Source organism: Micromonospora sp. WMMB235 (assembly GCF_001855515.1).
Classification (GTDB): Bacteria; Actinomycetota; Actinomycetes; order Mycobacteriales; family Micromonosporaceae; genus Micromonospora; species Micromonospora aurantiaca.
In genome coordinates, this window is record NZ_MDRX01000001.1 from 5,839,271 (window position 1) to 5,860,862 (window position 21,592).

23 protein-coding genes are annotated in these 21,592 nt (G+C 72.5%); 18 read left to right on the plus strand and 5 right to left on the minus strand.

Annotated features, from left to right (window positions below; all coding sequences use genetic code 11):
• Positions 1-220 precede the first annotated feature (220 nt).
• The 3 genes from BFV98_RS25990 to BFV98_RS26000 are packed head-to-tail and all read left to right on the plus strand — an operon-like array spanning position 221 to position 3,326.
• Complete coding sequence (locus tag BFV98_RS25990; protein ID WP_013287982.1) at positions 221-1,513, plus strand: sugar ABC transporter substrate-binding protein; 1,293 nt, start codon at positions 221-223, stop codon at positions 1,511-1,513.
• Positions 1,510-2,496 (plus strand): carbohydrate ABC transporter permease, encoded by a 987-nt coding sequence (locus tag BFV98_RS25995; protein WP_071098063.1) that lies wholly within the window; start codon positions 1,510-1,512, stop codon positions 2,494-2,496. The genes BFV98_RS25990 and BFV98_RS25995 overlap by 4 nt, the downstream gene beginning before the upstream one ends.
• Complete coding sequence (locus BFV98_RS26000; protein ID WP_013287980.1) at positions 2,493-3,326, plus strand: carbohydrate ABC transporter permease; 834 nt, start codon at positions 2,493-2,495, stop codon at positions 3,324-3,326. Before BFV98_RS25995 ends, BFV98_RS26000 begins: the two co-directional genes overlap by 4 nt.
• 13 nt (positions 3,327-3,339) lie before the next feature.
• Here BFV98_RS26000 and BFV98_RS26005 read toward each other — a convergent pair whose 3' ends face one another.
• Both BFV98_RS26005 and BFV98_RS26010 read right to left on the minus strand, forming a co-directional pair.
• Positions 3,340-4,200 carry a hypothetical protein gene (locus BFV98_RS26005; protein ID WP_030274634.1) on the minus strand — a complete coding sequence of 287 codons (861 nt, stop codon included), beginning with the start codon at positions 4,198-4,200 and terminating at the stop codon, positions 3,340-3,342.
• Between the two features lie 111 nt (positions 4,201-4,311).
• Positions 4,312-5,097: an enoyl-CoA hydratase-related protein gene (locus BFV98_RS26010; protein ID WP_013287978.1), complete on the minus strand. Its 786-nt coding sequence runs from the start codon at positions 5,095-5,097 to the stop codon at positions 4,312-4,314.
• A 19-nt stretch (positions 5,098-5,116) separates the two neighbouring features.
• Between BFV98_RS26010 and hemW the strand changes: the two genes are divergently transcribed.
• A complete protein-coding gene (gene hemW / locus BFV98_RS26015; protein WP_176921728.1) occupies positions 5,117-6,340 on the plus strand; it encodes a radical SAM family heme chaperone HemW in 1,224 nt (407 codons plus the stop codon).
• 39 nt (positions 6,341-6,379) lie between these two features.
• Here the strand turns inward: hemW and BFV98_RS31610 are convergent, their stop codons facing one another.
• Positions 6,380-6,991 (minus strand): DUF4870 domain-containing protein, encoded by a 612-nt coding sequence (locus tag BFV98_RS31610; RefSeq protein WP_083395317.1) that lies wholly within the window; start codon positions 6,989-6,991, stop codon positions 6,380-6,382.
• 232 nt (positions 6,992-7,223) lie between these two features.
• On the opposite strand from BFV98_RS31610, the gene hrcA reads away from it, so the two are divergent.
• From hrcA to BFV98_RS26035, 3 genes are all read left to right on the plus strand, one after another.
• Positions 7,224-8,246: a heat-inducible transcriptional repressor HrcA gene (gene hrcA, locus BFV98_RS26025; protein WP_013287975.1), complete on the plus strand. Its 1,023-nt coding sequence runs from the start codon at positions 7,224-7,226 to the stop codon at positions 8,244-8,246.
• A gap of 73 nt (positions 8,247-8,319) precedes the next feature.
• Positions 8,320-9,465, plus strand: coding sequence for a molecular chaperone DnaJ (gene dnaJ / locus BFV98_RS26030; protein WP_030274641.1), 1,146 nt, complete (start codon positions 8,320-8,322; stop codon positions 9,463-9,465).
• Position 9,466: 1 nt separating this feature from the next.
• Positions 9,467-10,201 (plus strand): 16S rRNA (uracil(1498)-N(3))-methyltransferase, encoded by a 735-nt coding sequence (locus BFV98_RS26035; protein WP_071098066.1) that lies wholly within the window; start codon positions 9,467-9,469, stop codon positions 10,199-10,201.
• 125 nt (positions 10,202-10,326) lie between these two features.
• Here BFV98_RS26035 and BFV98_RS26040 read toward each other — a convergent pair whose 3' ends face one another.
• Positions 10,327-11,088 (minus strand): SDR family NAD(P)-dependent oxidoreductase, encoded by a 762-nt coding sequence (locus BFV98_RS26040; RefSeq protein ID WP_013475523.1) that lies wholly within the window; start codon positions 11,086-11,088, stop codon positions 10,327-10,329.
• A gap of 93 nt (positions 11,089-11,181) precedes the next feature.
• Here BFV98_RS26040 and BFV98_RS26045 point away from each other — a divergent pair, with 93 nt between their 5' ends.
• From BFV98_RS26045 to BFV98_RS26080, 8 genes are all read left to right on the plus strand, one after another.
• Entirely contained in the window at positions 11,182-11,526 is a 345-nt protein-coding gene (locus tag BFV98_RS26045; protein ID WP_013475524.1) for a histidine triad nucleotide-binding protein, read from the plus strand.
• On the plus strand, positions 11,523-12,899 hold the full coding sequence (locus BFV98_RS26050) for a serine hydrolase (protein WP_013475525.1): 1,377 nt from the start codon (positions 11,523-11,525) through the stop codon (positions 12,897-12,899). The genes BFV98_RS26045 and BFV98_RS26050 overlap by 4 nt, the downstream gene beginning before the upstream one ends.
• 134 nt (positions 12,900-13,033) lie before the next feature.
• Positions 13,034-14,092 (plus strand): PhoH family protein, encoded by a 1,059-nt coding sequence (locus tag BFV98_RS26055; RefSeq protein ID WP_030274645.1) that lies wholly within the window; start codon positions 13,034-13,036, stop codon positions 14,090-14,092.
• A 39-nt stretch (positions 14,093-14,131) separates the two neighbouring features.
• The gene (gene ybeY / locus BFV98_RS26060) at positions 14,132-14,605 is read left to right on the plus strand and encodes an rRNA maturation RNase YbeY (RefSeq protein WP_013287968.1); all 474 of its coding nucleotides are present in this window, start codon (positions 14,132-14,134) and stop codon (positions 14,603-14,605) included.
• On the plus strand, positions 14,581-15,990 hold the full coding sequence (locus BFV98_RS26065) for a hemolysin family protein (RefSeq protein ID WP_174361814.1): 1,410 nt from the start codon (positions 14,581-14,583) through the stop codon (positions 15,988-15,990). Before ybeY ends, BFV98_RS26065 begins: the two co-directional genes overlap by 25 nt.
• A complete protein-coding gene (locus BFV98_RS26070; protein WP_013287966.1) occupies positions 15,983-16,369 on the plus strand; it encodes a hypothetical protein in 387 nt (128 codons plus the stop codon). Before BFV98_RS26065 ends, BFV98_RS26070 begins: the two co-directional genes overlap by 8 nt.
• Entirely contained in the window at positions 16,366-17,262 is an 897-nt protein-coding gene (gene era, locus BFV98_RS26075; protein ID WP_013287965.1) for a GTPase Era, read from the plus strand. The genes BFV98_RS26070 and era overlap by 4 nt, the downstream gene beginning before the upstream one ends.
• Positions 17,263-17,412: 150 nt before the next feature.
• On the plus strand, positions 17,413-18,588 hold the full coding sequence (locus BFV98_RS26080) for an acyltransferase (RefSeq protein WP_071098067.1): 1,176 nt from the start codon (positions 17,413-17,415) through the stop codon (positions 18,586-18,588).
• A gap of 65 nt (positions 18,589-18,653) precedes the next feature.
• Here BFV98_RS26080 and BFV98_RS26085 read toward each other — a convergent pair whose 3' ends face one another.
• Complete coding sequence (locus BFV98_RS26085) at positions 18,654-19,487, minus strand: DUF4097 family beta strand repeat-containing protein (RefSeq protein WP_255368249.1); 834 nt, start codon at positions 19,485-19,487, stop codon at positions 18,654-18,656.
• Positions 19,488-19,589: 102 nt separating this feature from the next.
• Here BFV98_RS26085 and recO point away from each other — a divergent pair, with 102 nt between their 5' ends.
• From recO to BFV98_RS26100, 3 genes are all read left to right on the plus strand, one after another.
• Positions 19,590-20,462, plus strand: coding sequence for a DNA repair protein RecO (gene recO, locus BFV98_RS26090; protein ID WP_030274647.1), 873 nt, complete (start codon positions 19,590-19,592; stop codon positions 20,460-20,462).
• A gap of 32 nt (positions 20,463-20,494) precedes the next feature.
• Positions 20,495-21,271: an isoprenyl transferase gene (locus BFV98_RS26095; protein WP_030274649.1), complete on the plus strand. Its 777-nt coding sequence runs from the start codon at positions 20,495-20,497 to the stop codon at positions 21,269-21,271.
• Between the two features lie 68 nt (positions 21,272-21,339).
• Positions 21,340-21,525 carry a hypothetical protein gene (locus BFV98_RS26100; protein ID WP_013287960.1) on the plus strand — a complete coding sequence of 62 codons (186 nt, stop codon included), beginning with the start codon at positions 21,340-21,342 and terminating at the stop codon, positions 21,523-21,525.
• Positions 21,526-21,592: the final 67 nt, after the last annotated feature.

Genomic DNA, 21,592 nt, shown 5'->3' on the forward strand with positions numbered 1-21,592 from the left:
CGCACCACGCGCCTCGACGGGCGCCCGGCCTCACCGGCCGGGCGCCCGTCGGCGTATGTGAGCCCTGAACTGCCCGGACGGCATCGATGTCGGCCGGGCCTCCGGCTGCGATACGGTCGCCTGTGCCCTCCGTCACGAACACCCCCTGTTGTAAAGGAAATTTTCCTACTAAGGTGCGGCGGAGAAGGTTAGTGCCAAACGGCCCTGAGGGAGATATGGCGTGAACAGGTGGAAGCGGCTGGCTCCGGTCACCGCCATCGTGGCGTCGGCCGCGTTGGTGCTGACCGCATGCGGTGGCTCCGGCGACGACGACAAGGCCGCCGACAACAGCAAGCTCACTGTGTGGATGATGGGTGAGGGCGGCGACGCCCAGACCAAGTTCCTCGACAGCGTCGAGGCGGAGTTCAAGAAGAAGCACCCCGAGACCGACGTCGTGGTGCAGTACATCCCCTGGCTCGAGGCGCCGAAGAAGTTCCAGGCCGCGCTCGCCGGCGGGGAGGGCCCGGACGTCACCGAGCTGGGCAACACCGAGACCCAGGGCTGGGCCGCGCAGGAGGCCCTGGCCGACGTCTCGGACAAGTTCAACGGCTGGTCCGAGGGTAAGGACATCCTGCCCGACCTGGTCAAGAACGCCCAGCTCGACGGCAAGCAGTACGGCGTGCCGTGGTATGCCGGCGTGCGCGCCGTCTACTACCGCACCGACTGGTTCGCCGAGGCGGGCGTGAAGACGCCGACGAACTGGGACGAGATGGTCGCCGCCGCGAAGGCCGTGCAGGCCAAGAAGCCGGGCACCTACGGCATCGCCCTGCCCGGCAACTCCGAGCTGCCGTTCTACTCCTTCCTCTGGGGTGCCGGCGGGGAGATCGCGACCAAGGAGGGCGACAGCTGGAAGTCCGGCTACAACACCCCCGAGGCGCAGAAGGCGGTCAAGTTCTGGACCGACCTGGTGACAGTGCACAAGGTCGCCCCGCCGGCCGCCGCCGGGTGGAACGAGGTCGACGCCCGTACCCAGTTCGCCACCGGCAAGGCCGCCATGGCGTTCGCCGGTAGCTGGCAGGGCGGCGCGATGAAGAAGGACAACCCCGACATCGAGAAGGTGTGGGGCACGTTCCCGATCCCCGGCCCGGACGGCAAGCCCGCCCCGGCGTTCGCCGGCGGCTCCGACATCGCCATCTGGAAGGACAGCGAGCGGCAGGCGCTGGCCTGGGACTACATGACCGTGCTGCTGAGCAAGCAGAAGGACAAGGAGTTCGCCAGCAGCCTCGGCTTCTTCCCGGTCTACCAGGATCTGGTGAGCAGCGGCGACTACGCCAGTGACAAGGTGATGGCCGCGTTCGCCACCGCCATCCAGAACACCAAGCTGACCCCGCTCACCCCGAAGTGGGTCGAGGTCAGCCGGACCAAGACGGTGACCCAGGCGATGAACAGCTCGGTCATCAAGGGCCAGAAGACGGTCGAGAAGGCCACCGCCGACGCGGCCACCGAGATGGAAAGCATCCTCAACGCCAAGTGACCACGCTGACCGAGGCCACCGGCGAGGCCGCCGCGCGGGAGACCCCCGCGCGGCGGCGCCGTCGCCAGGTGGACCACCTTCCGTACCTGCTCCTCCTGCCCTGCCTGGCGATCATCGCCGTGCTGCTGCTCTGGCCGCTCGGCCAGGTCGTGTGGATGTCCTTCCACAAGCTGGACAGCGTCCGGCAGCTGCGCGGCGACCGCGAGTGGCCGTGGGTCGGCCTGGCCAACTACGCGCAGATCCTCGGCGACCCGTTCTTCCGTACGGTGCTGCGCAACACGGTGCTGTTCGCGCTCGCCAACGTGGCGCTCACGATGATCCTCGGCACGCTGGTCGGGCTGCTGCTCAACCGCCTGGGCAAGAAGATGGCCACGTTCGTGGCGAGCTGCGTGATGCTCGCCTGGGCCACCCCGGCGCTGACCGGCACCATCGTCTGGAAGTGGATCTTCGACGACACGAGCGGCCTGGTCACCTGGCTGTTCAACAAGCTCCCGGACGGGCTCTCGACGGCGCTGTTCGGGCGCAGCGACTGGACCGGGTACGGCTGGTTCAACGACCCGCTGCTGTTCTTCGCCATCCTGACGCTCGTGGTGGTCTGGCACTCGTTCCCGTTCATCGCGGTGAGCGTCCTGGCCGGGCTCAAGAGCGTGCCGACGGAGTTGCAGGAGGCGGCCCGGGTCGACGGCGCCGGGCCGTGGAAGGTCTTCTGGTCGGTGACGTTCCCGGTCCTGCGGCCGGTCTTCGGCATCCTCGTGGTGCTCTCCACGATCTGGGACTTCAAGGTCTTCACCCAGCAGTTCGTGCTGGCCGGCGGCACCCAGGACCGGTCCACGTTCATGCTGTCGATCTACTCGTACGCGGAGGCGTTCTCACCACCGCCCAAGTACGGCCTCGGCTCGGCCATCGCGGTCATCCTCACCGTGATCCTGCTCGTGGTGACCGCCCTGTACGTCCGCATGGTGCTGCGGCAGGAGGACGAATGATGAAGAAGATCGCCCTCAACGGCGCGGGCCTGCTGGTCGCGCTCTTCGCCGCGTTCCCGGTCTACTGGATGGTGGCGACCTCGCTGAAGCCCAACCGGGAGATCTTCTCGTCCACCCCCCGGCCGGTGCCGGCGGAGCCGACGCTGGAGCACTACCGGGAGATCCTCACCGGCAACCTGATCCCGGGCGTCACGTTCGCCGACTTCTTCCTCAACAGCGCGCTCGTCGCGCTGGCGACGGTGCTGCTGAGCGGGCTGGTCGCGCTGCTCGCCGCGACCGCTGTGGCCCGGTTCCGGTTCAAGCTGCGCACCACGTTCCTGATCATGCTGCTGGTGGTGCAGATGATCCCGCTGGAGGCGCTGGTCATCCCGCTGTTCCTGATGATCCAGCGGCTCGGCCTCTACAACACGCTGCCCAGCCTGATCCTCACGTACCTCGGCTTCTCGCTGCCGTTCGCGGTCTGGATGCTGCGCGGCTTCGTCGCCGCGGTGCCGAAGGAACTGGAGGAGGCCGCCGCCATCGACGGCGCGAGCCGGGCCCAGACGTTCCGCAAGGTGCTGTTCCCGCTCGTTGCGCCCGGCCTGGTCGCCACCAGCATCTTCTCGTTCATCACCGCGTGGAACGAGCTGATCTTCGCGCTGACCTTCATCAACGACCAGCAGAAGTACACGCTGCCGGTGGCCATGACGTTCTTCTTCGGCCGGGACGACACCGCCTGGGGCTCGGTGATGGCGGCGTCCACGCTGTTCACCCTGCCGGTGATCGTCTTCTTCCTGCTGGTGCAGCGCCGGATGGTCTCCGGCCTCGTCGCGGGAGCCGTGAAGGGCTGACCCGGCGGGCCGGTCAGGCCGCGGCGAACACCTCGGCCCGCACCTCGGTGGCCGGGTCGCCCTTCACCCGGGCCCAGGAGCCCTGCGCGGCGGTCCACTCCAGGTTGCCGAAGCGGACCTTCTTCACGCCGTGATCGTCGGCGTGCGAGACCAGCCAGTGCGCGTACCGCCAGCCGTTGCGGTCGTCGCCCGCCGGCACGGTGAGCGCGGTCAGGTCCGTCGCAGTGGCCAGCCGGGGCAGCCCCCAGTCCAGCGACAGGCTCTCCAGCACGGCGCTGGCGGCAGCCGGCCCGCGCATCGTCGGCGGCGAGCTGACCGTGCAGGCCACCGCGCCGGTCGCGTGGCCGAGCAACGCGCGGGTGAGGACCTCCGACTCGTCCGCCCACTTCTGGTACGCCTCGGGGAACGCCGACCGCTGCACCCGCTGGGCGGCGTCGGTGATCCGCATCCGCTCCCAGCCCTTGACCTTCTTCAGCGCGGCGTAGAACTTGTTCGCCGCGTACCGCGGGTCCTGGATCTCCTCCGGGCTGCCCCAGCCCTGGCTCGGGCGCTGCTGGAACAGGCCGAGCGAGTCGCGGTCGCCGTGGGCGATGTTGCGCAGGTGCGACTCCTGGTAGGCGGTCGCCAGCGCCACCACCACCGCCCGCTCGGGCATCCGGCGCTGCATCCCGATGGCCGCGATGGTGGCCGCGTTCGCCATCTGGTCGGCGCCGAGCACCACCTCGCCGTCGGCCTTCACGGTGCAGGTCCGGCTGGCCAGGGGGAGCCGCAGGTGCTCGCCGAACTGCTTGGTCACGACGTAGACCGCGAGCAGTGCCAGCACGCACACCGCCACCCCAGATGCCACGATCGCCGCTCGCGTCCGCACCCGCACCCCCTGTCCCGACAGTCCGACAAGCGTACGTCCCACCCGCCACGGCGGGTCTCGGCCGACCGGCGGGCCCCACCTCGGCCGCAATGGCTCCCGCGGGGCCCGCCGCGAACCTCAGTCTCCGGCGGGCACCCAGGCGGCGGGACGCTTCTCCCGGAACGCCATGACGCCCTCGCGTCCCTCGTCGGAGAGGAAGTACCCGGTCGACAGCGCGGCCAACTCGGCGATCTCGGCCCGCAGGTCGGGACCGGCGGGCCGGCGCAGCAGCTCCTTCGCCCCGGCCAGCGCCCCCGGGGCGCCCTTCACCAGCGAGGCGCAGTAGCGCTCGACGGCGGCGTCCAGCTCGTCGGCCGGCACCGCTGCGGTGACCAGGCCGATCTCGGCGGCGCGGCGGCCGTCGAACGTGTCGCCGGTCAGGTACAGCTCGGCGGCGGCCCGCTGGCCCAGCCGGGGCAGCACGGTCGCCGAGATCACCGCCGGGATCACGCCGATCCGCACCTCGGTGAACGCGAACGTCGCCTCCTGCGCGCAGACCGCCAGGTCGGCGGCGGCGATCAGGCCCAGCCCGCCGGCCCGGGCCGGCCCGGCCACCTTCGCCACCACCGGCTTCGGGCACTCCCGCACCGCGACCAGCACGTCGCCGAGCATCCCGGCGGGCACCGTGCCGCTGGCGTACGCGGCGGCTGTCTCCTTCAGGTCGGCGCCGGAGCAGAAGACCGGGCCGGTGTGGTCGAGCACGATCGCGCGTACCGCGTCGTCGGCGACCGCGTCGGCCAGCCCGGCCAGCAGCTGGGTCATCAGGGGCGTGGAGAGCGCGTTGCGATTGTGCGGGCTGTCCAGGGTGAGGGTGGTCACCCCACGGGCCGTGGCGACTCGCACGAGAGCGTCCGGAGAGGTCATGCCGGGCACACTAGTGGCCATGCCCGGCGTCCTTCCAGAAGGCGAACCCGTCCCGCGCGACGGATCGCTGCCCGCCACCGCCCGTCGCGCCGTCGGTGCGCGCGGCTTCGGCGTGTACGTCCACGTCCCGTTCTGCGCCAGCCGGTGCGGTTACTGCGACTTCAACACGTACACCGCCTCGGAGCTGGGCGGCGGGGCGAGCCGGGAGACGTACGCCGACTCGGTGCTGGCCGAACTGGCGCTGGCCGCCCGGGTGCTGGGCGACTCGCCGCCGCCCCGGGTCGACACGGTCTTCGTCGGCGGCGGCACGCCCACCCTGCTGCCCGCCGACGACCTGGCCCGGATCCTCGACGGCATCGACCGCGTCTGGGGGCTGGCCGCCGACGCCGAGGTGACCACCGAGGCCAACCCCGAGTCGGTGAGCCCGGAGTCGCTCAAGACGCTGCGGGCCGCCGGCTACACCCGGATCTCGCTCGGCATGCAGTCCGCCGCGCCGGGGGTGCTCGCGGTGCTGGACCGGCGGCACAGCGCGGGCCGGGCCACCGCCGCCGCGCTGGAGGCGCGCGACGCCGGGTTCGAGCACGTGAACCTGGACCTGATCTACGGCACGCCGGGCGAGACCGCCGAGGACTTCGTCGCCTCGCTGGCCCAGGTGGTCGACGCGGGCGTGGACCACGTCAGCGCGTACGCCCTGATCGTTGAGGACGGCACCCGGCTGGCCGCGCGGATGCGCCGCGGCGAGCTGCCGTACCCCTCCGACGACGTGGCGGCGGACCGCTACCTGGCTGCGGAGGCCGCGCTCGGCGAGGCCGGATTCTCCTGGTACGAGGTGTCGAACTGGGCCCGGTCGGCGGCGGCCCGGTGCCGGCACAACCTGCTCTACTGGACCGGCGCCGACTGGTGGGGCCTGGGCCCGGGGGCGCACAGCCACGTCGGCGGCGTGCGGTGGTGGAACGTCAAGCACCCGAGCGCGTACGCGGCGCGGCTGGCCGAGGGCGCCTCGCCCGCGCTGGCCCGGGAGCAGCTCACCCCGGACGAGCAGCACATGGAGGACGTGATGCTGCGGGTGCGGCTCGCCTCCGGGCTGCCGCTGGACGTGCTGGACGAGCCCGGCCGGGCGGGCGCCGAGCGGGCCCGGGACGCCGGGCTGCTCGACGCCGGGGCGTACGCGCGAGGGCTTGTGGTGCTGACGCTGCGCGGCCGGCTGCTGGCCGACGCGGTGGTACGCGACCTGCTGCCGTGACCGGCACCGGCCGGCCGCCCCCTCGGCCGGCCGGCGGTGTCACTTGATGAAGTTGTAGGTCATCGGGTAGCGGTAGAGCACACCCTCGTTGGCCTTGACCCCGCCGATGATTCCGAAGATCAGCGGCACCAGCCAGACCAGCATCGGGACGAAGAACAGGATCCCGCAGGTGATGACCGTGATCACCCAGGCGAGCACGCTGGCGATGGTCCAGGTGATCTGGAAGTTCAGCGCCGCGACCGCGTGGGCGCGGACCGTCGGGGACTGCTGACCGCGGGTCATCATCGCGATCAGCGGGGCGACCCAGCCGAGCAGACCGCCGCCGACGATGACACCCGCGGCGCCACCGAAGTGCGCCACCAGGGCCCACGTCTTCTCGTCGTTGTTGGCGTACGCGGCGGGGCCGTACCCGCCACCGGCGGGGTAGCCGGCGCCGTAGCCGGGCGTGCCGCCCGGCGGAGGGTAACCACCGGGGGGCGGGTAGCCGCCCGGAGGCGGATAGTCACCGGGCGGGGGATAGCCGCCGGTGCCCGGCGCCCCGGACAGTGGAGCGGTGGGCGGTTCGCTGCCCGGCGACGAGCCGTAGGGCGCCGACGGGTCGGGCTGGGGGCCGGAGTCCCCTGCCCCTGGAGGGCGAGGAGGTTCTGTCATGGTCGCCACGGTAGGGGCACCGGTCAACTCGCACCAGAGCGACACAGACCGACGATGACCGGCTGTTCGGCCCTGGTGGGCGGCGCTGTGTGGTGGGCCGCACCGCAGGTCCGTCGGGCGATCATCGCGCCGGCGGGGGTGCCGACGTAGACTGGCACTCGCTACAGTCGAGTGCCAGCCGCCCGGCGGATGCCGCGTGCCGGCCCGGCCGAGGTGCGTCAGGAGGTGGGGAATGGGTCTCGACGACCGCAAACTCGCCGTGCTGCGCGCGATCGTCGAGGACTACGTCGCCACGCAGGAACCGGTCGGCAGCAAGGCCCTGGTCGAGCGGCACCAGCTCGGCGTCTCGCCGGCCACCGTGCGCAACGACATGGCGGTGCTGGAGGAGGAGGGCTACATCCGGCAGCCGCACACCAGTGCCGGCCGGGTGCCCACCGACCGCGGCTACCGCCTCTTCGTCGACCGGCTGTCCCGGGTCAAGCCGCTCAGCCCGGCCGAGCGCCGGGCGATCGAGCGCTTCCTGGTCGGCGCCGTCGACCTGGACGACGTGGTGCACCGCACGGTCCGGCTGCTCGCCCAGCTCACCCGGCAGGTGGCAGTGGTGCAGTACCCGAGCCTGGCCCGCTCCAAGGTGCGCCACCTGGAGCTGGTGCCGATCTCCACCACCCGGCTCATGGTCGTCATGATCGCCGACACCGGCCGGGTCGAGCAGCGGCTGGTCGAGCTGCCCGCCCCGGTGCCCGCCGACGACGTGACCGACCTGCGCCGGCTGGTGAACGAGAAACTCGTCGGCAGCCAGCTCGCCGAGACGCCGCCGCTGGTGCAGGCGCTCGTCGAGGAGTCCGCGCCGCATCTGCGCCCGGCCATGACCACGCTCTCCACCGTGCTGCTGGAGACGCTCGTGGAACGGCACGAGGAGCGCCTCGCGCTGGCCGGACAGGCCAACCTCACCCGGGGCGGCCTGCTCGACTTCCAGGGCTCGCTGCGGCCCATCCTGGAAGCGCTCGAAGAAGAGGTCGTGCTGCTCAAGCTGATCGGTGAGACGGAGCCGAGCACCACCCGGGTGCTCATCGGCGACGAGAACGAATTCGACAACCTGCGGGCCGCCTCGGTGGTCAGCACCGGCTACGGACCGGGCAGCACGATCGTCGGTGGACTCGGCGTGCTCGGGCCGACCCGGATGGACTACCCCGGCAATATCGCCATGGTGAGGGCCGTGGCACGCTACGTGGGCGAACTGCTGGCCCAGAACTGACCAGTCAGGGCCGACGGCCGGTTCCGGCCGACGACCGGAGCGACGCGAGACGAACATGAGGACACCTAACGCAGTGGCCAGGGACTACTACGGCATTCTCGGCGTGAGCCGGGACGCCTCCGACGACGAGATCAAGCGCGCCTACCGCAAGCTGGCGCGGCAGTTCCACCCGGACGTCAATCCGGACCCGGAGGCCCAGGAGAAGTTCAAGGACATCAACGCCGCGTACGAGGTCCTCTCGGACGACCGGAAGCGGCAGATCGTCGACCTGGGTGGCGACCCGCTCGCCCCGGGCGGCGGCGGCATGGGCGGTCCCGGCGGCCCGGGCGGCGCCGGTCCGTTCGTCGGCTTCCAGGACATCATGGACGCGTTCTTCGGCGGCGCCGCGGGCGGCAGCCGGGGGCCGCGTCCGCGTACCCGCCCCGGTGCGGACGCGATCCTGCGCCTGGAGCTGGACCTCAACGAGACCGCGTTCGGCGTCGAGGCGCCGATCACCGTCGACACCGCCGTGCTCTGCACCACCTGCTCCGGCGCCGGCACCGCCGCCGGCACCCACCTGGCCACCTGCGAGGCGTGCGGCGGCCGGGGCGAGGTGCAGTCGGTGCAGCGGACGTTCCTCGGTCAGGTGGTCTCCGCCCGGCCGTGCACCGTCTGCCAGGGCTACGGCACCACCATCCCGCACCCCTGCCCGACCTGCGCCGGTGACGGCCGGGTGCGCACCCGCCGCTCACTCACCGTGAAGATCCCGGCCGGGGTCGAGGACGGCATGCGGATCCGCCTGGCCCAGCAGGGCGAGGTCGGGCCGGGTGGCGGCACCGCCGGTGACCTCTACGTCGAGATCCACGAGCGGCCGCACGACGTCTACTCCCGCAAGGGCGACGACCTGCACTGCCGGGTCACCGTGCCGATGACCGCGGCCGCGCTGGGCACCCGGCTGACCATCAAGACGCTGGACAGCGAGGAGACGGTCGACGTCAAGCCCGGCACCCAGCCCGGAAGCACGATGCGGCTGCGCGCCCGGGGCGTACCGCACCTGCGCGGCACCGGCCGGGGCGACCTCTACGTGCACCTGGACGTGCGTACCCCGACCAAGCTCGACGCCGACCAGGAGCGGATGCTGCGCGACTTCGCCAAGACCCGCGGCGAGGAGGTCGCCGAGCTGACCAAGCAGGGCGGCTTCTTCTCCCGGATGCGCGACGCCTTCAACGGGCACGCCTGAGGTGTCCGCCCCGCTGTTCCTGGTCGAGGCGCTGCCCACCGGTGACACGCTGACGCTGGACGGCCCGGAGGGCCACCACGCGGCCACCGTGCAGCGGCTGCGCGCCGGCGAGGAACTGGTGCTCGCCGACGGCCGGGGCGGCACCGCCGCCGCGGTGGTCACCGCCGTCGGCCGCGGCACGCTCGACCTGCGGGTCACCAGCCGGGGGTACGCGGACGCGCCGGTACCCCGGCTCGTCGTGGTGCAGGGCATCGCCAAGGGCGACCGGGGTGAACTCGCCGTGCAGGCGATGACCGAGGTCGGCGTGGACGAGATCGTGCCCTGGGCGGCGTCCCGCTCGGTGGCGCAGTGGCGCGGCGACCGGGGCGGACGGGCCCGGCAGAAGTGGGTCGCGACCGCCCGGGAAGCGGCCAAGCAGGCCCGCCGCCCGTGGCTGCCGGTGGTGGCCGGCGCCCCGGACGAGTCGACCGCGACGGTGGCCCGCCGGATCGCGGGTGCGGCCGGCGCGTACGTGCTGCACGAGGGCGCGCAGGACCGGCTGACCACAGTCGACCTGCCGACGGCCGGGGAGATCGTGCTGGTGGTCGGCCCGGAGGGCGGCATCGCCGACCACGAGCTGGCCGCGTTCGCCGACGCGGGCGCCCGTACGGTCCGCCTGGGCCCGTCGGTCCTGCGCACGTCCACGGCTGGCGTGGCAGCCCTGACGGTCCTGGCCACCCGCCTGACCCACTGGTAAACCCGCGCCCTCGTTCCCCGCCCGCGTTCTCCCGGCGCGCTGATCTTGCAGTTTCGGCCCGCCTTGCGCCCCTTTTTCGACGCTTTGTGGGGGCCGAAAGTGCAAGATCGCGGAGGGCGTGGGGGTCAGGAGCGGAGGTAGGAGGCGCCGTTCATGTCGATGATGGTGCCTGCGGCCCACTCGGCCTCGGGGCTCGCCAGCCAGTGCACCGCCGCCGCGATCTCCTCCGGCCGGGCCACCCGGTGGAACGGGGACTGGGCGCGTACCGCCTCGCCCCGCTCGCTCTTCAGGTGCTCGTTCGTCATGTCGGTCTCGACGAAGCCGGGCGCCACGCACGCCACAGCGATGCCGTACGGCGCCAGGGCCACCGCCAGCGACTGGGCCATCGCGTTCATCCCGGCCTTGCTGGCCCCGTACGCCGGGTTGGCCGGCTCGCCCCGGAACGCGCCCCGGGACGAGACGTTCACGATCCGGCCCCCGCGTTCGCGCATGTGCTGCGCGGCGCACCAGGCGGCGTTCGCGGCGCCGACGAGGTTGGTGTCGAGCACCTCACGCCAGCGCGCCCGCCACTGCTCGTAGCTGCTCTCGAAGACCGGGTGCGGGGGATCGGCCGGCCCGAACACCCCGGCGTTGTTCACGAGTACGTCGAGGCCGCCGAGCCGCTGGGCCGCCTCGTCCACCATGGTCCGTACCGCGTCGGCGTCGGCCAGGTCGGCGCGGACCACAACGTGCCCGTCACCCGGCAACTCGGCGCGCAGCCGCTCGGCCAGCTCGGCCGAGTCCCGGTGGTGGATCGCCACCCGGTCTCCACCTGCGGCGAACGCCCGCGCCACCGCCCGCCCGATGCCCCGCGAGGCCCCCGTCACCAGCACCGCCCGTCCCGACATGGCGGCCATCCTGCCGCACCGGGCCAGACTGTTAAAAAGGGCCCCTTCCCATACCGGAGGCGTTAAGCAGGGGCCCCTCCTTACACTGCTGCGATGGACTGCCTCTTCTGCCGGATCGTCGCCGGGGAGATTCCGGCCACCATCGTCCGCGAGACCGCCACCACCCTGGCCTTCCGGGACATCGACCCGAAGGCGCCCACCCACGTGCTGGTGATCCCCAAGGAGCACTACGCGGACGTGGCCACGCTGGCCCAGGGTGCGCCCGAGCTGGCCGGCGAGGTGCTCCAGACCGCCGCCGTGGTCGCCGAGGAGGAGGGCCTGACCGTGGACGGGTTCCGGCTGATGTTCAACACCGGCCCGTACGGCGGCCAGGAGGTCTTCCACGTGCACGCCCACCTGCTCGGCGGCGCGCCGCTCGGCCCGATGCTCTGCCGATGACCGACGTCTCCGACCGGCTCGGCCGGATGGTGCGCCAGGCGCAGGCCACCGGGCGGATCCCGGCGGTGTCGGCCGCCCTGCACCGGGCCGACCGGCCGCTATGGACCTGCGCCGTGGGCGACACCGGCAACGACACCCCGCTGGGGCCGGAGACGGTGTTCCGGATCGGCTCGGTCACCAAGACCTTCACCGCGGTGCTCGTCATGCAGTGCCGCGACGAGGGCCTGCTCGACCTGGACGACCCGATCGGGCGGCACCTCGACCTGCCCGCGCACGGCGACGCGACAGTACGCCGGCTGCTGTCGCACACCGCCGGCCTGCAACGCGAGCCGCACGGCGACGTGTGGGACAGCCTGCGCGCCCCGGCCGTCGACGAACTGCTGGCCGACCTGGCCCGGGTCGAGCGGGTGCTGCCCACCGGCCGGCGCTTCCACTACTCCAACCTCGGCCTGGCGCTGCTCGGCGAGGCGGTCGCCCGGCTGCGTGGCGGCACCTGGGCCGAGGTGCTGGCCGACCGGGTGCTCACCCCACTCGGGCTGACCGCCACCGGCCCGTACCCGACCGAGCGGGCCGCGACCGGGTTCCTGGTCGACGCGTACTCCGACGAGGCCCACCCGGAACCACCCGCCGACTTCGGCGCGGTGGCCCCCGCCGCGCAGCTCTGGAGCACCGCGACGGACATGGCCCGGTGGGCCGCGTTCCTGGCCGACCCGGCGGCGGTGGACCCGGACGGCGCGGTGCTCGCCGCGACGACTGTCGAGGAGATGCGCTGGCCGCTCACGCCCACCGACGAGTCGGTCTGGTCGGCCGGCTTCGGGCTGGGGCTGATCCTGATCCCGCAGCCGGAGCGGGTGATCCACGTGGGCCACGACGGCGCGATGCCCGGATTCCTCGCCGCTGTCTACGGGCGGCGCGGCGGGCAGGGCACCGCCGGGGCGATGGGCGTCGCGGTGCTCGGCTCGTCCGGCACCGGCGTGGAGGTGTTCGACCTGTCACACCGGCTGCTCGCCGCCGCCGCCGAGCACGACCCGGCGGAGATCGAGCCGTGGCGTCCCGGCCCGCCCGCGCCGGACCACCTGCGTGGCGTGCCGGGCCGCTGGTGGGGTGAGGGCTTCGAGTACGTCTTCTCCTGGCACGACGGGACGCTGCGGGCGCGTGGCGCGGACGATCCGGCCGGGAAGCCGCCGGCGGTGTTCGCGCCGCTGCCGGACCGGCCGGACGTGTTCCGCACGGTCTCCGGCCGCGAGGTGGGGGAGCTGCTGCGGCTGACCCGCGACGAACGGGGCGTGGTGGTCCGGATGCACTGGGCGACCTACCGTTTCACCCGCACCCAGGAGACCTTCGACGGGTACGACTTCCGCGCCGGCGACTGACCGCCGGCCACCGGAAATGGGCGCGGTGCGTACGGTGCCGACCCGATACGATGGAGGTAACCGAACGCCGCGCCGGCAGGGCCCGGCGCCCGAGAAGCGGAGAGCAGGTGGCGCAGGGCCCGACGGCCCGACCTATGACCGGCACCCCACCTCCCGGCACGCCGCGTGTGCAGACCAGGATCACGGTCCCCGACCAGAAGATCATGGTGAACCTGCTCGGCGCGGGCGACGAGATCCTGCGGCTCGTCGAGCGCTCGATCGACAGCGACGTCCACGTCCGCGGCAACGAGATCACCATCACCGGCGCCCCCGCCGACAACGCCCTCGCCGAGCGTCTCTTCAGTGAGCTGCTCGAACTGATCGAGAAAGGCGAGACCCTGACCACAGACGCGGTACGGCGTACCGTCGGCATGCTCGAACAGGGCGGCGCCGAGCGGCCTGCCGAGGTCCTGACACTCAACATCCTCTCCCGGCGCGGCCGCACCATCCGTCCCAAGACGCTGGGGCAGAAGAAGTACGTCGACGCGATCGACGCCCACACCATCGTCTTCGGCATCGGCCCGGCGGGTACCGGCAAGACGTACCTGGCCATGGCGAAGGCCGTGCAGGCGCTCCAGGCCAAGCAGGTCAACCGGATCATCCTGACCCGGCCGGCGGTCGAGGCGGGGGAGCGGCTGGGCTTCCTGCCCGGCACCCTGAACGAGAAGATCGACCCTTACCTGCGCCCGCTCTACGACGCGCTGCACGACATGCTCGACCCGGAGACCATCCCCAAGCTGATGGCCGCCGGCACGATCGAGGTGGCGCCGCTGGCATACATGAGGGGCCGCACGCTTAATGACGCGTTCATCATCCTGGACGAGGCGCAGAACACCACGCCCGAGCAGATGAAGATGTTCCTCACCCGGCTCGGCTTCGGCTCCAAGATCGTCGTCACCGGTGACGTCACCCAGGTGGACCTTCCCGGCGGGACGACCAGCGGCCTGCGGGTGGTCCGGGAGATCCTGAACAACGTCGAGGACGTGCACTTCGCCCAGCTCTCCAGCTCCGACGTGGTGCGTCACAAGCTGGTGGGCGACATCGTCGACGCGTACGCCCGCTGGGACGCCGAGCGGGAGACCCAGCAGGCGCAGAGCGTGCACGCCGTACCTGGGCGGACCGCCCAGGGCGGCCGGGCCGGCCGGCGCCGCTGACCCACCGGCGGAAGCCGTCACATCATCAGAGGAAGACAGTTGTCCATCGAGATCGCCAACGAGTCGGGTGTCGACGTCGACACCGACGCCGTGCTCGCCGTCGCGCGGCACGCCCTCGACGAGATGGGGGTCAACCCCCTCGCCGAGCTGTCCGTGCTGCTCGTCGACATCGAATACATGTCGGAGCTGAACCACCGCTGGATGGGTGGCGACGGCCCGACCGACGTGCTCGCCTTCCCCATGGACGAGGGCAGCGTCGACCACGGCCCGGGGGAGAGCAACCCGGCCGGCGGCGAGCCCGCCCTGCTCGGCGACATCGTGCTCTGCCCGGAGGTGGCGGCCAAGCAGGCCGCCGTGGCCGGGCACTCGGCCGCCGACGAGCTGCACCTGCTCACCGTGCACGGCGTGCTGCACCTGCTGGGCTACGACCACGCCGAGCCCGAGGAGGAGCGGGAGATGTTCGGTCTCCAGGCCCGGCTGCTGGCCAGCTGGCGGTCGACCCGGTCGCGGTGATGGACACCTTGGCGGCGGTCCGCACCCCCGCCGGTCTGCCTGATCTTCAACTCCTGGTCTTCGCCGCCGGGCTGGTGGTGCTCGCCGGCCTGATCGCGATGACCGAGGCGGCGCTCGCAGCGGTCTCGCCGGCCCGTGCCGCGGAGCTGACCCGGGACGGTGCCCGCGGCGGGCGTGCTCTCCAGGCGGTCGCCGGTGACGTGGTCCGCCATCTGAACCTGCTGCTCCTGCTGCGTCTGCTGGCCGAGCTGACCGCCACCACGCTCGTCGCGCTGGTGGCTGTCGACACGTTCGGCGCGGGCTGGCGGGCGGCGCTGGTGACCGCCGGCGCGATGACAGTGGTGAGCTTCGTCGTGGTCGGTGTCGGCCCGCGGACGATCGGCCGCCAGCACGCGTACGCGGTCGGCCGCGCGGTCGCGCCGCTGGTGCGCTGGCTGGGCCGCGCGCTCAACCCGCTGGCCTCGCTGCTGATCCTGATCGGCAACGCGGTCACCCCCGGCAAGGGCTTCCGTGAGGGGCCGTTCGCGACCCAGGTGGAGCTGCGGGAGCTGGTCGACCTGGCCGAGCAGCGCGGCGTGGTGGAGCACGGCGAGCGTCAGATGATCCACTCGGTCTTCGCGCTCGGCGACACCATCGCCCGCGAGGTGATGGTTCCGCGTACCGAGATGGTGTGGATCGAGGAACGCAAGACGCTCGCGCAGGCGCTGGCGTTGTTCCTGCGCTCCGGGTTCTCCCGCATCCCGGTGATCGGCGAGAACGTCGACGACGTGCTCGGTGTGCTCTACCTCAAGGACCTGATCCGGCGGGTGCAGGGCGACCAGGCCGCCCGGCAGATGCCGGTGGCCGAGCTGATGCGCCCGGCCACGTTCGTGCCGGAGTCCAAGCCGGTGGACGACCTGCTCTCCGAGATGCAGGCGGCCCGCAACCACCTGGTCATCGTGGTCGACGAGTACGGCGGCACCGGCGGGCTGGTCACCATCGAGGACATCCTGGAGGAGATCGTCGGGGAGATCACCGACGAGTACGATGTCGAGCGCCCGCCGGTCGAGCACCTGCCGGACGGGGCCGTGCGGGTGACCGCGCGGCTGCCGGTGGAGAATCTGGGCGAGCTGTTCGACACCGAGCTGCCCACCGACGAGGTGGAGACGGTCGGTGGCCTGCTCGCCCAGGCGCTCGGCCGGGTGCCCATCCCGGGCGCCGAGGCCGAGGTGGCCGGCCTGCGGCTGGTGGCCGAGGGCACGACCGGCCGGCGCAACCGGATAGACACGGTTCTGGTGAGCCGGGTCGACCGGGGTGACGCGCCGGAGGGCACCAACCGAAGCGATCCGCCCGATTCCCGTGGCGACAACAACCGTTCCGAGGAGAGGCAACCCGCCGATGCCTGAGTCACCCGCCGTACCGGCCGCCATGCCCACCCCCGCCGACCCGGCCGAGCTGAGCGCCGAGGACGCCAAGCTGGTCGTCCTGGCCCGGGGGGCGCGGAGCCGGGTGGCGGCCGTGGAGGGCGCCGCGGTCCGCGACCAGGACGGCCGGACGTACGCGGCGGCGAGCGTGGCGCTGCCGTCGCTGACCCTGACCGCGCTCCAGCTCGCTGTCGCCTCGGCGGTGGCGGCGGGCGCGAGCCGGCTGGAGGCCGCTGTGGTGGTGACCGAGGCGTCGACGCTGGACGGGGCCGGGCACGCCGCGGTGCGTGACCTCTCCGCCGACGCGCCGGTCCACGTGGCCGCGCCGGACGGCACCGTCCTCGGCACGGTGGTCGAGTGACCACGCCCGAGGCGCGCCCCTACCGGGCCGGTTTCGCCTGTTTCGTCGGGCGGCCGAACGCCGGCAAGTCGACGCTCACCAACGCGATCGTCGGCACCAAGATCGCGATCACCTCGAACAAGCCGCAGACCACCCGGCACATCATCCGGGCGGTGCTGCACCGGCCGGACTCGCAGCTCGTGCTCGTCGACACCCCGGGTCTGCACCGGCCCCGCACGCTGCTCGGCGAGCGCCTCAACGACCTGGTCCGGGAGACCTGGAGCGAGGTCGACGTGATCGGCCTGTGCGTACCGGCGAACGAGCCGGTCGGCCGGGGCGACCGCTTCATCACCGGCGAGCTGGCCAGCCTCAAGGCGACAGTGCTGGCGGTGGTCACCAAGACCGACCTGGTCGACAAGAAGAGGCTGGCCGAGCAGTTGCTCGCGGTGAGCGAGCTGGGCGAGTTCGCCGACGTGGTGCCGGTCAGCGCGGTCTCCGGCCATCAGGTCGACACGCTCGTCGACGTGATGACCGGCTACCTGCCGCCCTCGCCGCAGCTCTATCCGGACGACATGCTCACCGACGACCCGGAGCAGGTGCTCGTGGCGGAGCTGGTCCGCGAGGCGGCGCTGGAGGGCGTACGCGACGAGCTGCCGCACTCCATCGCCGTGGTGGTCGAGGAGATGATCCCGGAGGGCAACCTCACCAAGATCTACGCCGACGTGTACGTGGAGCGTTCGAGCCAGAAGGCCATCGTCATCGGCCACCGGGGCAGCCGCCTCAAGCACGTGGGCACCACCGCCCGGCGGCAGATCGAGGAGTTGCTCGGCACCCGGGTCTACCTCGACCTGCACGTACGCGTGGCGAAGGACTGGCAGCGCGACCCGAAGCAGTTGCGCAAGCTGGGCTTCTGACAGGCGGCCGGGGCGGGCTCCGGGGTCGGTGATCAGGATCAGCCAGACCTATGGGACATCTCACTTTCCATAGGTGTTCTTGGCTGTTTCACAGCGTCCCGGAGCAGGGTAGGGACCATTGTCTCTGCCCCCGGACCCCGCCGTGAGCTGATGCGAAACCGCTATCTGGACCTGCTCCGCTTCCTGGCCATCCTGCGAGTCGTCACCTACCACGTCACCGGCTACGCCACGCTCACGCTGGTGTTTCCGGCGATGTCGGTGATGTTCGCCCTGGCCGGGTCGCTGATGGCGGCGTCACTCGACCGCAGCGGGGTACGCGCGGTCGGGCGCCGGCTGCGCCGCCTCCTGCCGTCGCTGTGGGTGGTGGCCGCGGTCTTCGTGCCGGCCATGCTGCTCACCGGGCTGACGTTCAGCCCGAAGGTGCTGCTCTGGCTCTTCCCGATCAGCGACCCGCCGGCCAACTACTGGGGTGGGCTGGCGCTCAGCCCCATCTGGTACCTGCGGGACTACCTGTGGTTCGTGCTCGCCTCGCCGTTCGTGCTCTGGCTGTTCCGCCGGGCGCCGCTGCCCACGCTCGCCGCTCCGTACCTGCTGCTGGTCGCGATCGAGATCGGCGTCCTGGCGAACCCGCCGACGGTGCTGCGCGAGTTCGGCCTCTACTTCGGCGCCTGGCTGCTCGGCTTCGCCCACCACGACGGGCTGCTGCGCCGGATGCGCAACCGGGTGCTGCTGCCGGTGGCCGCCGTGGTCGGCGCCGCCGGGCTGGTCTGGATCGTCACCCATCCGGGTCCGCGCGGATTCGACATCAACGACATCCCGCTGGGCAACGCGCTCTGGTCGGCCGCGTTCATCCTGGTGGCGATCGGCCGGGCACCGGCCGGGGTGACCTGGGTCGACCGCGTGCCGGCGATCGGCCGGGCGGTGACGGTGGTGAACCGGCGTGCGCTGACGATCTACCTCTGGCACATGCCGTTCGTGGTGCTCCTCACCCCGCTCGTCGGCCTGGTCGGCTGGTCGCCGCGCGACCCGGTGGGCCTGTGGCTGCGGGTGGGGCTGGTCTTCGCGCTCGTCGGCGTGGTGACGCTTCTGGTCGGCTGGGTCGAGGACGTCGCAGCCCGGCGTACCCCCGAACTGGTCCCCGGCAAGCCGCGGGGGACCGTGGCCGACCGGGCGGCGGCCGCCCCGGCCAGCCCGGCCCCCGCCGGGGCGGAGGACGCGCTGGTGAGCGTCGGGGCGCGGGTGCCGGCGCCGCGCCGCCCGGCCGAGGACCCCGGCCGGGGCGACGGCGTCCGGGCGGCCCGGCGGGACACGCCCGGCGGCGACTGAGCGGCCACCGGGCGCGGCCCGACTGAGCGGCCACCGGGCGCGGCCCGCCCAGGTGCGCCGTCCGCTCAGCGGGTGCTGACCGTGACGTTGCCGCTGGTGGCGGACGCTTCGAGCTGCACCGACGCGGTCGGGTCGTCGGTGACGCGCACGTCGGTGTCGCCGGACGTCGCGGTGGCGCGCACCCGGTAGCGGCCCGCCGGCACGGCCAGGTCCACGTCTCCGCTCGTGGCGTGCACCCGGGCCGGTGCCGGCTGGTCCAGCTCGACGACGATGTTGCCGGACGTGGTCTCGGCGTCGATCGCGGAGGCGAGCCGGCGGGCCTCGATGTCACCGGAGCGGGCACGCAGCCGCACCGGGCCGGCCGCCTCGACGACCCGGATGTTGCCCGACGTGGTGGAGGCGCGGACCTCGCCGGTGGCGCCCCTGATGGTCAGGTCGCCGGAGCTGAGCGTGAACTCCACCGCGCCGACGTCGCTGAGGTCGACGTTGCCCGAGCCGGTGCCGCCGCGCACCACCACGCCGGGCGGCGCGGTCACCTCCCAGGAGATGCTGCACCGGTGCCCGCAGTCGGTGGGCAGGACGAGTTCGTCTCCCTTGATCTCGTACCGGCTGGTCGGCTCGTCGCCCTGGTAGCGGACCACGCGCTTGATGCGTACCTGGTCGGCGGGGCCGTTCGCCCGGACCACGACGTCGCCGGCGCCGTCGTCGTCCACCGTGATCTTCGTGATCTTCGTCCGCTCGGTCTGGTCGAAGTCGAGGCGGCGGAACGAGAGGGTGTCACACCCGGCGAGGACGATGAGGGCGGTGGCCGCGGTGGCGGCCACCACGCCACGTAGCCGGAAAGCGCCACGTAGCCGGAAAACGCTGCGTAGCCGGGGAACGGTGCGGAGCGAAGCCATGGCCAGCACACTAGGTCCGGCCCGACGCCCGGCACATCGGGGATCGCCCGACCGTCCACCCCGAGCCGACCCTGAGATCGCACCCGGAGGGAGAATGGCCTGATGGCCGGGTACCGCCGACAGCTCTACCGCGACGACGCGGTGGTGCTGCGTGTGCAGAAGCTGGGCGAGTCCGACCGCATCATCACGCTGTTCACCCGCCGGCACGGGCGGCTGCGCGCGGTGGCCCGGGGCGTGCGGCGCACCACGAGCCGGTTCGGCGCGCGGCTGGAGCCGTTCGGGCATGTCGACCTCCAGCTCGCCGGTGATCCCAAGGGCAACCAGGGCAGCTCGCTGCACACCGTCAGCCAGGTCGAGGCGATCGAGCTGTACGGCAAGCGGTTCCTCGGCGACTACCCCCGCTACACGGCGGCCAGTGCGATCGCCGAGACCGCCGAGCGACTCACCCCGGTCGAGCGCGAGCCGTCGCTGCGGCTGTTCCAGCTCACCCTCGGCGCGATGAAGTCGCTGGCCCGGGGCGAGCACGCCACCACGCTGGTGCTCGACGCGTACCTGCTGCGCGGCATGGCGTTCGCCGGCTGGGCGCCGGCGCTCGTCGCCTGCGCGGTGTGCGGCGAGCCGGGCCGGCACCGCGCGTTCTCCGTACCGGCCGGCGGCGCCGTCTGCCCGGACTGCCGGCCCCCCGGCGCCGCCCACCCCGCGCCCGCCACGCTGGAGCTGATGTCCGCGCTGACCTCCGGCGACTGGGGGTACGCCGACGCCGCAGAGACCGGCGTACGCCGGGAGTGCAGCGGACTGGTCGCGGCGCACCTCCAGTGGCATCTGGAGCGCGCGCTACGCTCGCTGCCGCTGGTCGACCGGGGTGCCCCGGCGGCCGGCGCGGTCCCGTCGCCCGGCGGCGCGGGGCCGGATGTGGTCCCGCCGCGCTCCGGCGCCGGGCCCGTCGCCGGAGTGAACAGGGAGATGACCGAGTGATCCGATCGACGAGGGCGACCCGCCGCGAGCCGGTGCCGCCGACCCCGCACCCCTCCGGCGCCCGTCCGCCGGCGCTGCCGCCCGCCGCGGTGCCCCGGCACGTCGCCATCGTGATGGACGGCAACGGCCGCTGGGCCAAGGAGCGCGGGCTGCCCCGCACCAAGGGGCACGAGCAGGGCGAGCACAGCCTGTTCGACGCCGTCGAGGGCGCGATCGAGATGGGGATCCCCTACCTGTCGGCGTACGCGTTCTCCACCGAGAACTGGCGGCGCTCGCCGGACGAGGTCCGCTTCCTGATGGGCTTCAACAGGGACGTCATCCGCCGCCGCCGCGACCAGCTCGTCGACCTGGGCGTCCGGGTGGTCTGGTCGGGCCGTGCCGGCCGGCTGTGGAAGAGCGTCATCTCCGAGTTGCAGACCGCCGAGGAGATGTCGCGCGGCAACTCGACGCTGACGCTGCAGTTCTGCGTCAACTACGGCGGCCAGGCGGAGATCGCCGACGCCGCCGCCGGGATCGCCCGCGACGTCGCGGCCGGCAGGCTCGACCCGGCCAAGGTGAACGAGAAGACGGTGGCGCGCTACCTCTACCACCCCGAGGTGCCCGAGGTCGACCTGTTCCTGCGCCCCTCCGGCGAGCAGCGCATCTCCAACTTCCTGCTCTGGCAGACCGCGTACGCCGAGCTGGTCTACCTGGACACGCTCTGGCCCGACTTCGACCGCCGCCACCTCTGGTACGCCTGCGAGCTGTACGCCCAGCGCGACCGCCGCTTCGGCGGTGCCCTGCCCAACCCGGTCGCCCCGGGCGCCTGAGGTCACGCTTACCGACGGGCCGCGCTGGGTACCGATACCTCCAGACAGCAAACGCGGAGGTGAACCACATGATTCAGAAGCGGATCGCGCAGTGGGCGGTCATGGCGGTCGCCGTGCCGCTGGCGGCGGCCGGCGCGCGCCGGCTCAGCCACACCCTGGAGGCCCGTCGTGGCCCGTCCGGGGTGAGCCGTCTGCTGACCAAGGGCGCCGACTTGATCCGGCCGCAGAAGGCCAGGCGTCGCCGGTTCTTCTGACCGCGACGTCCGGCCCGACCGTGACGCCCCGCATCCGGCTTTCCCGCCGGGCGCGGGGCGTTCCGCT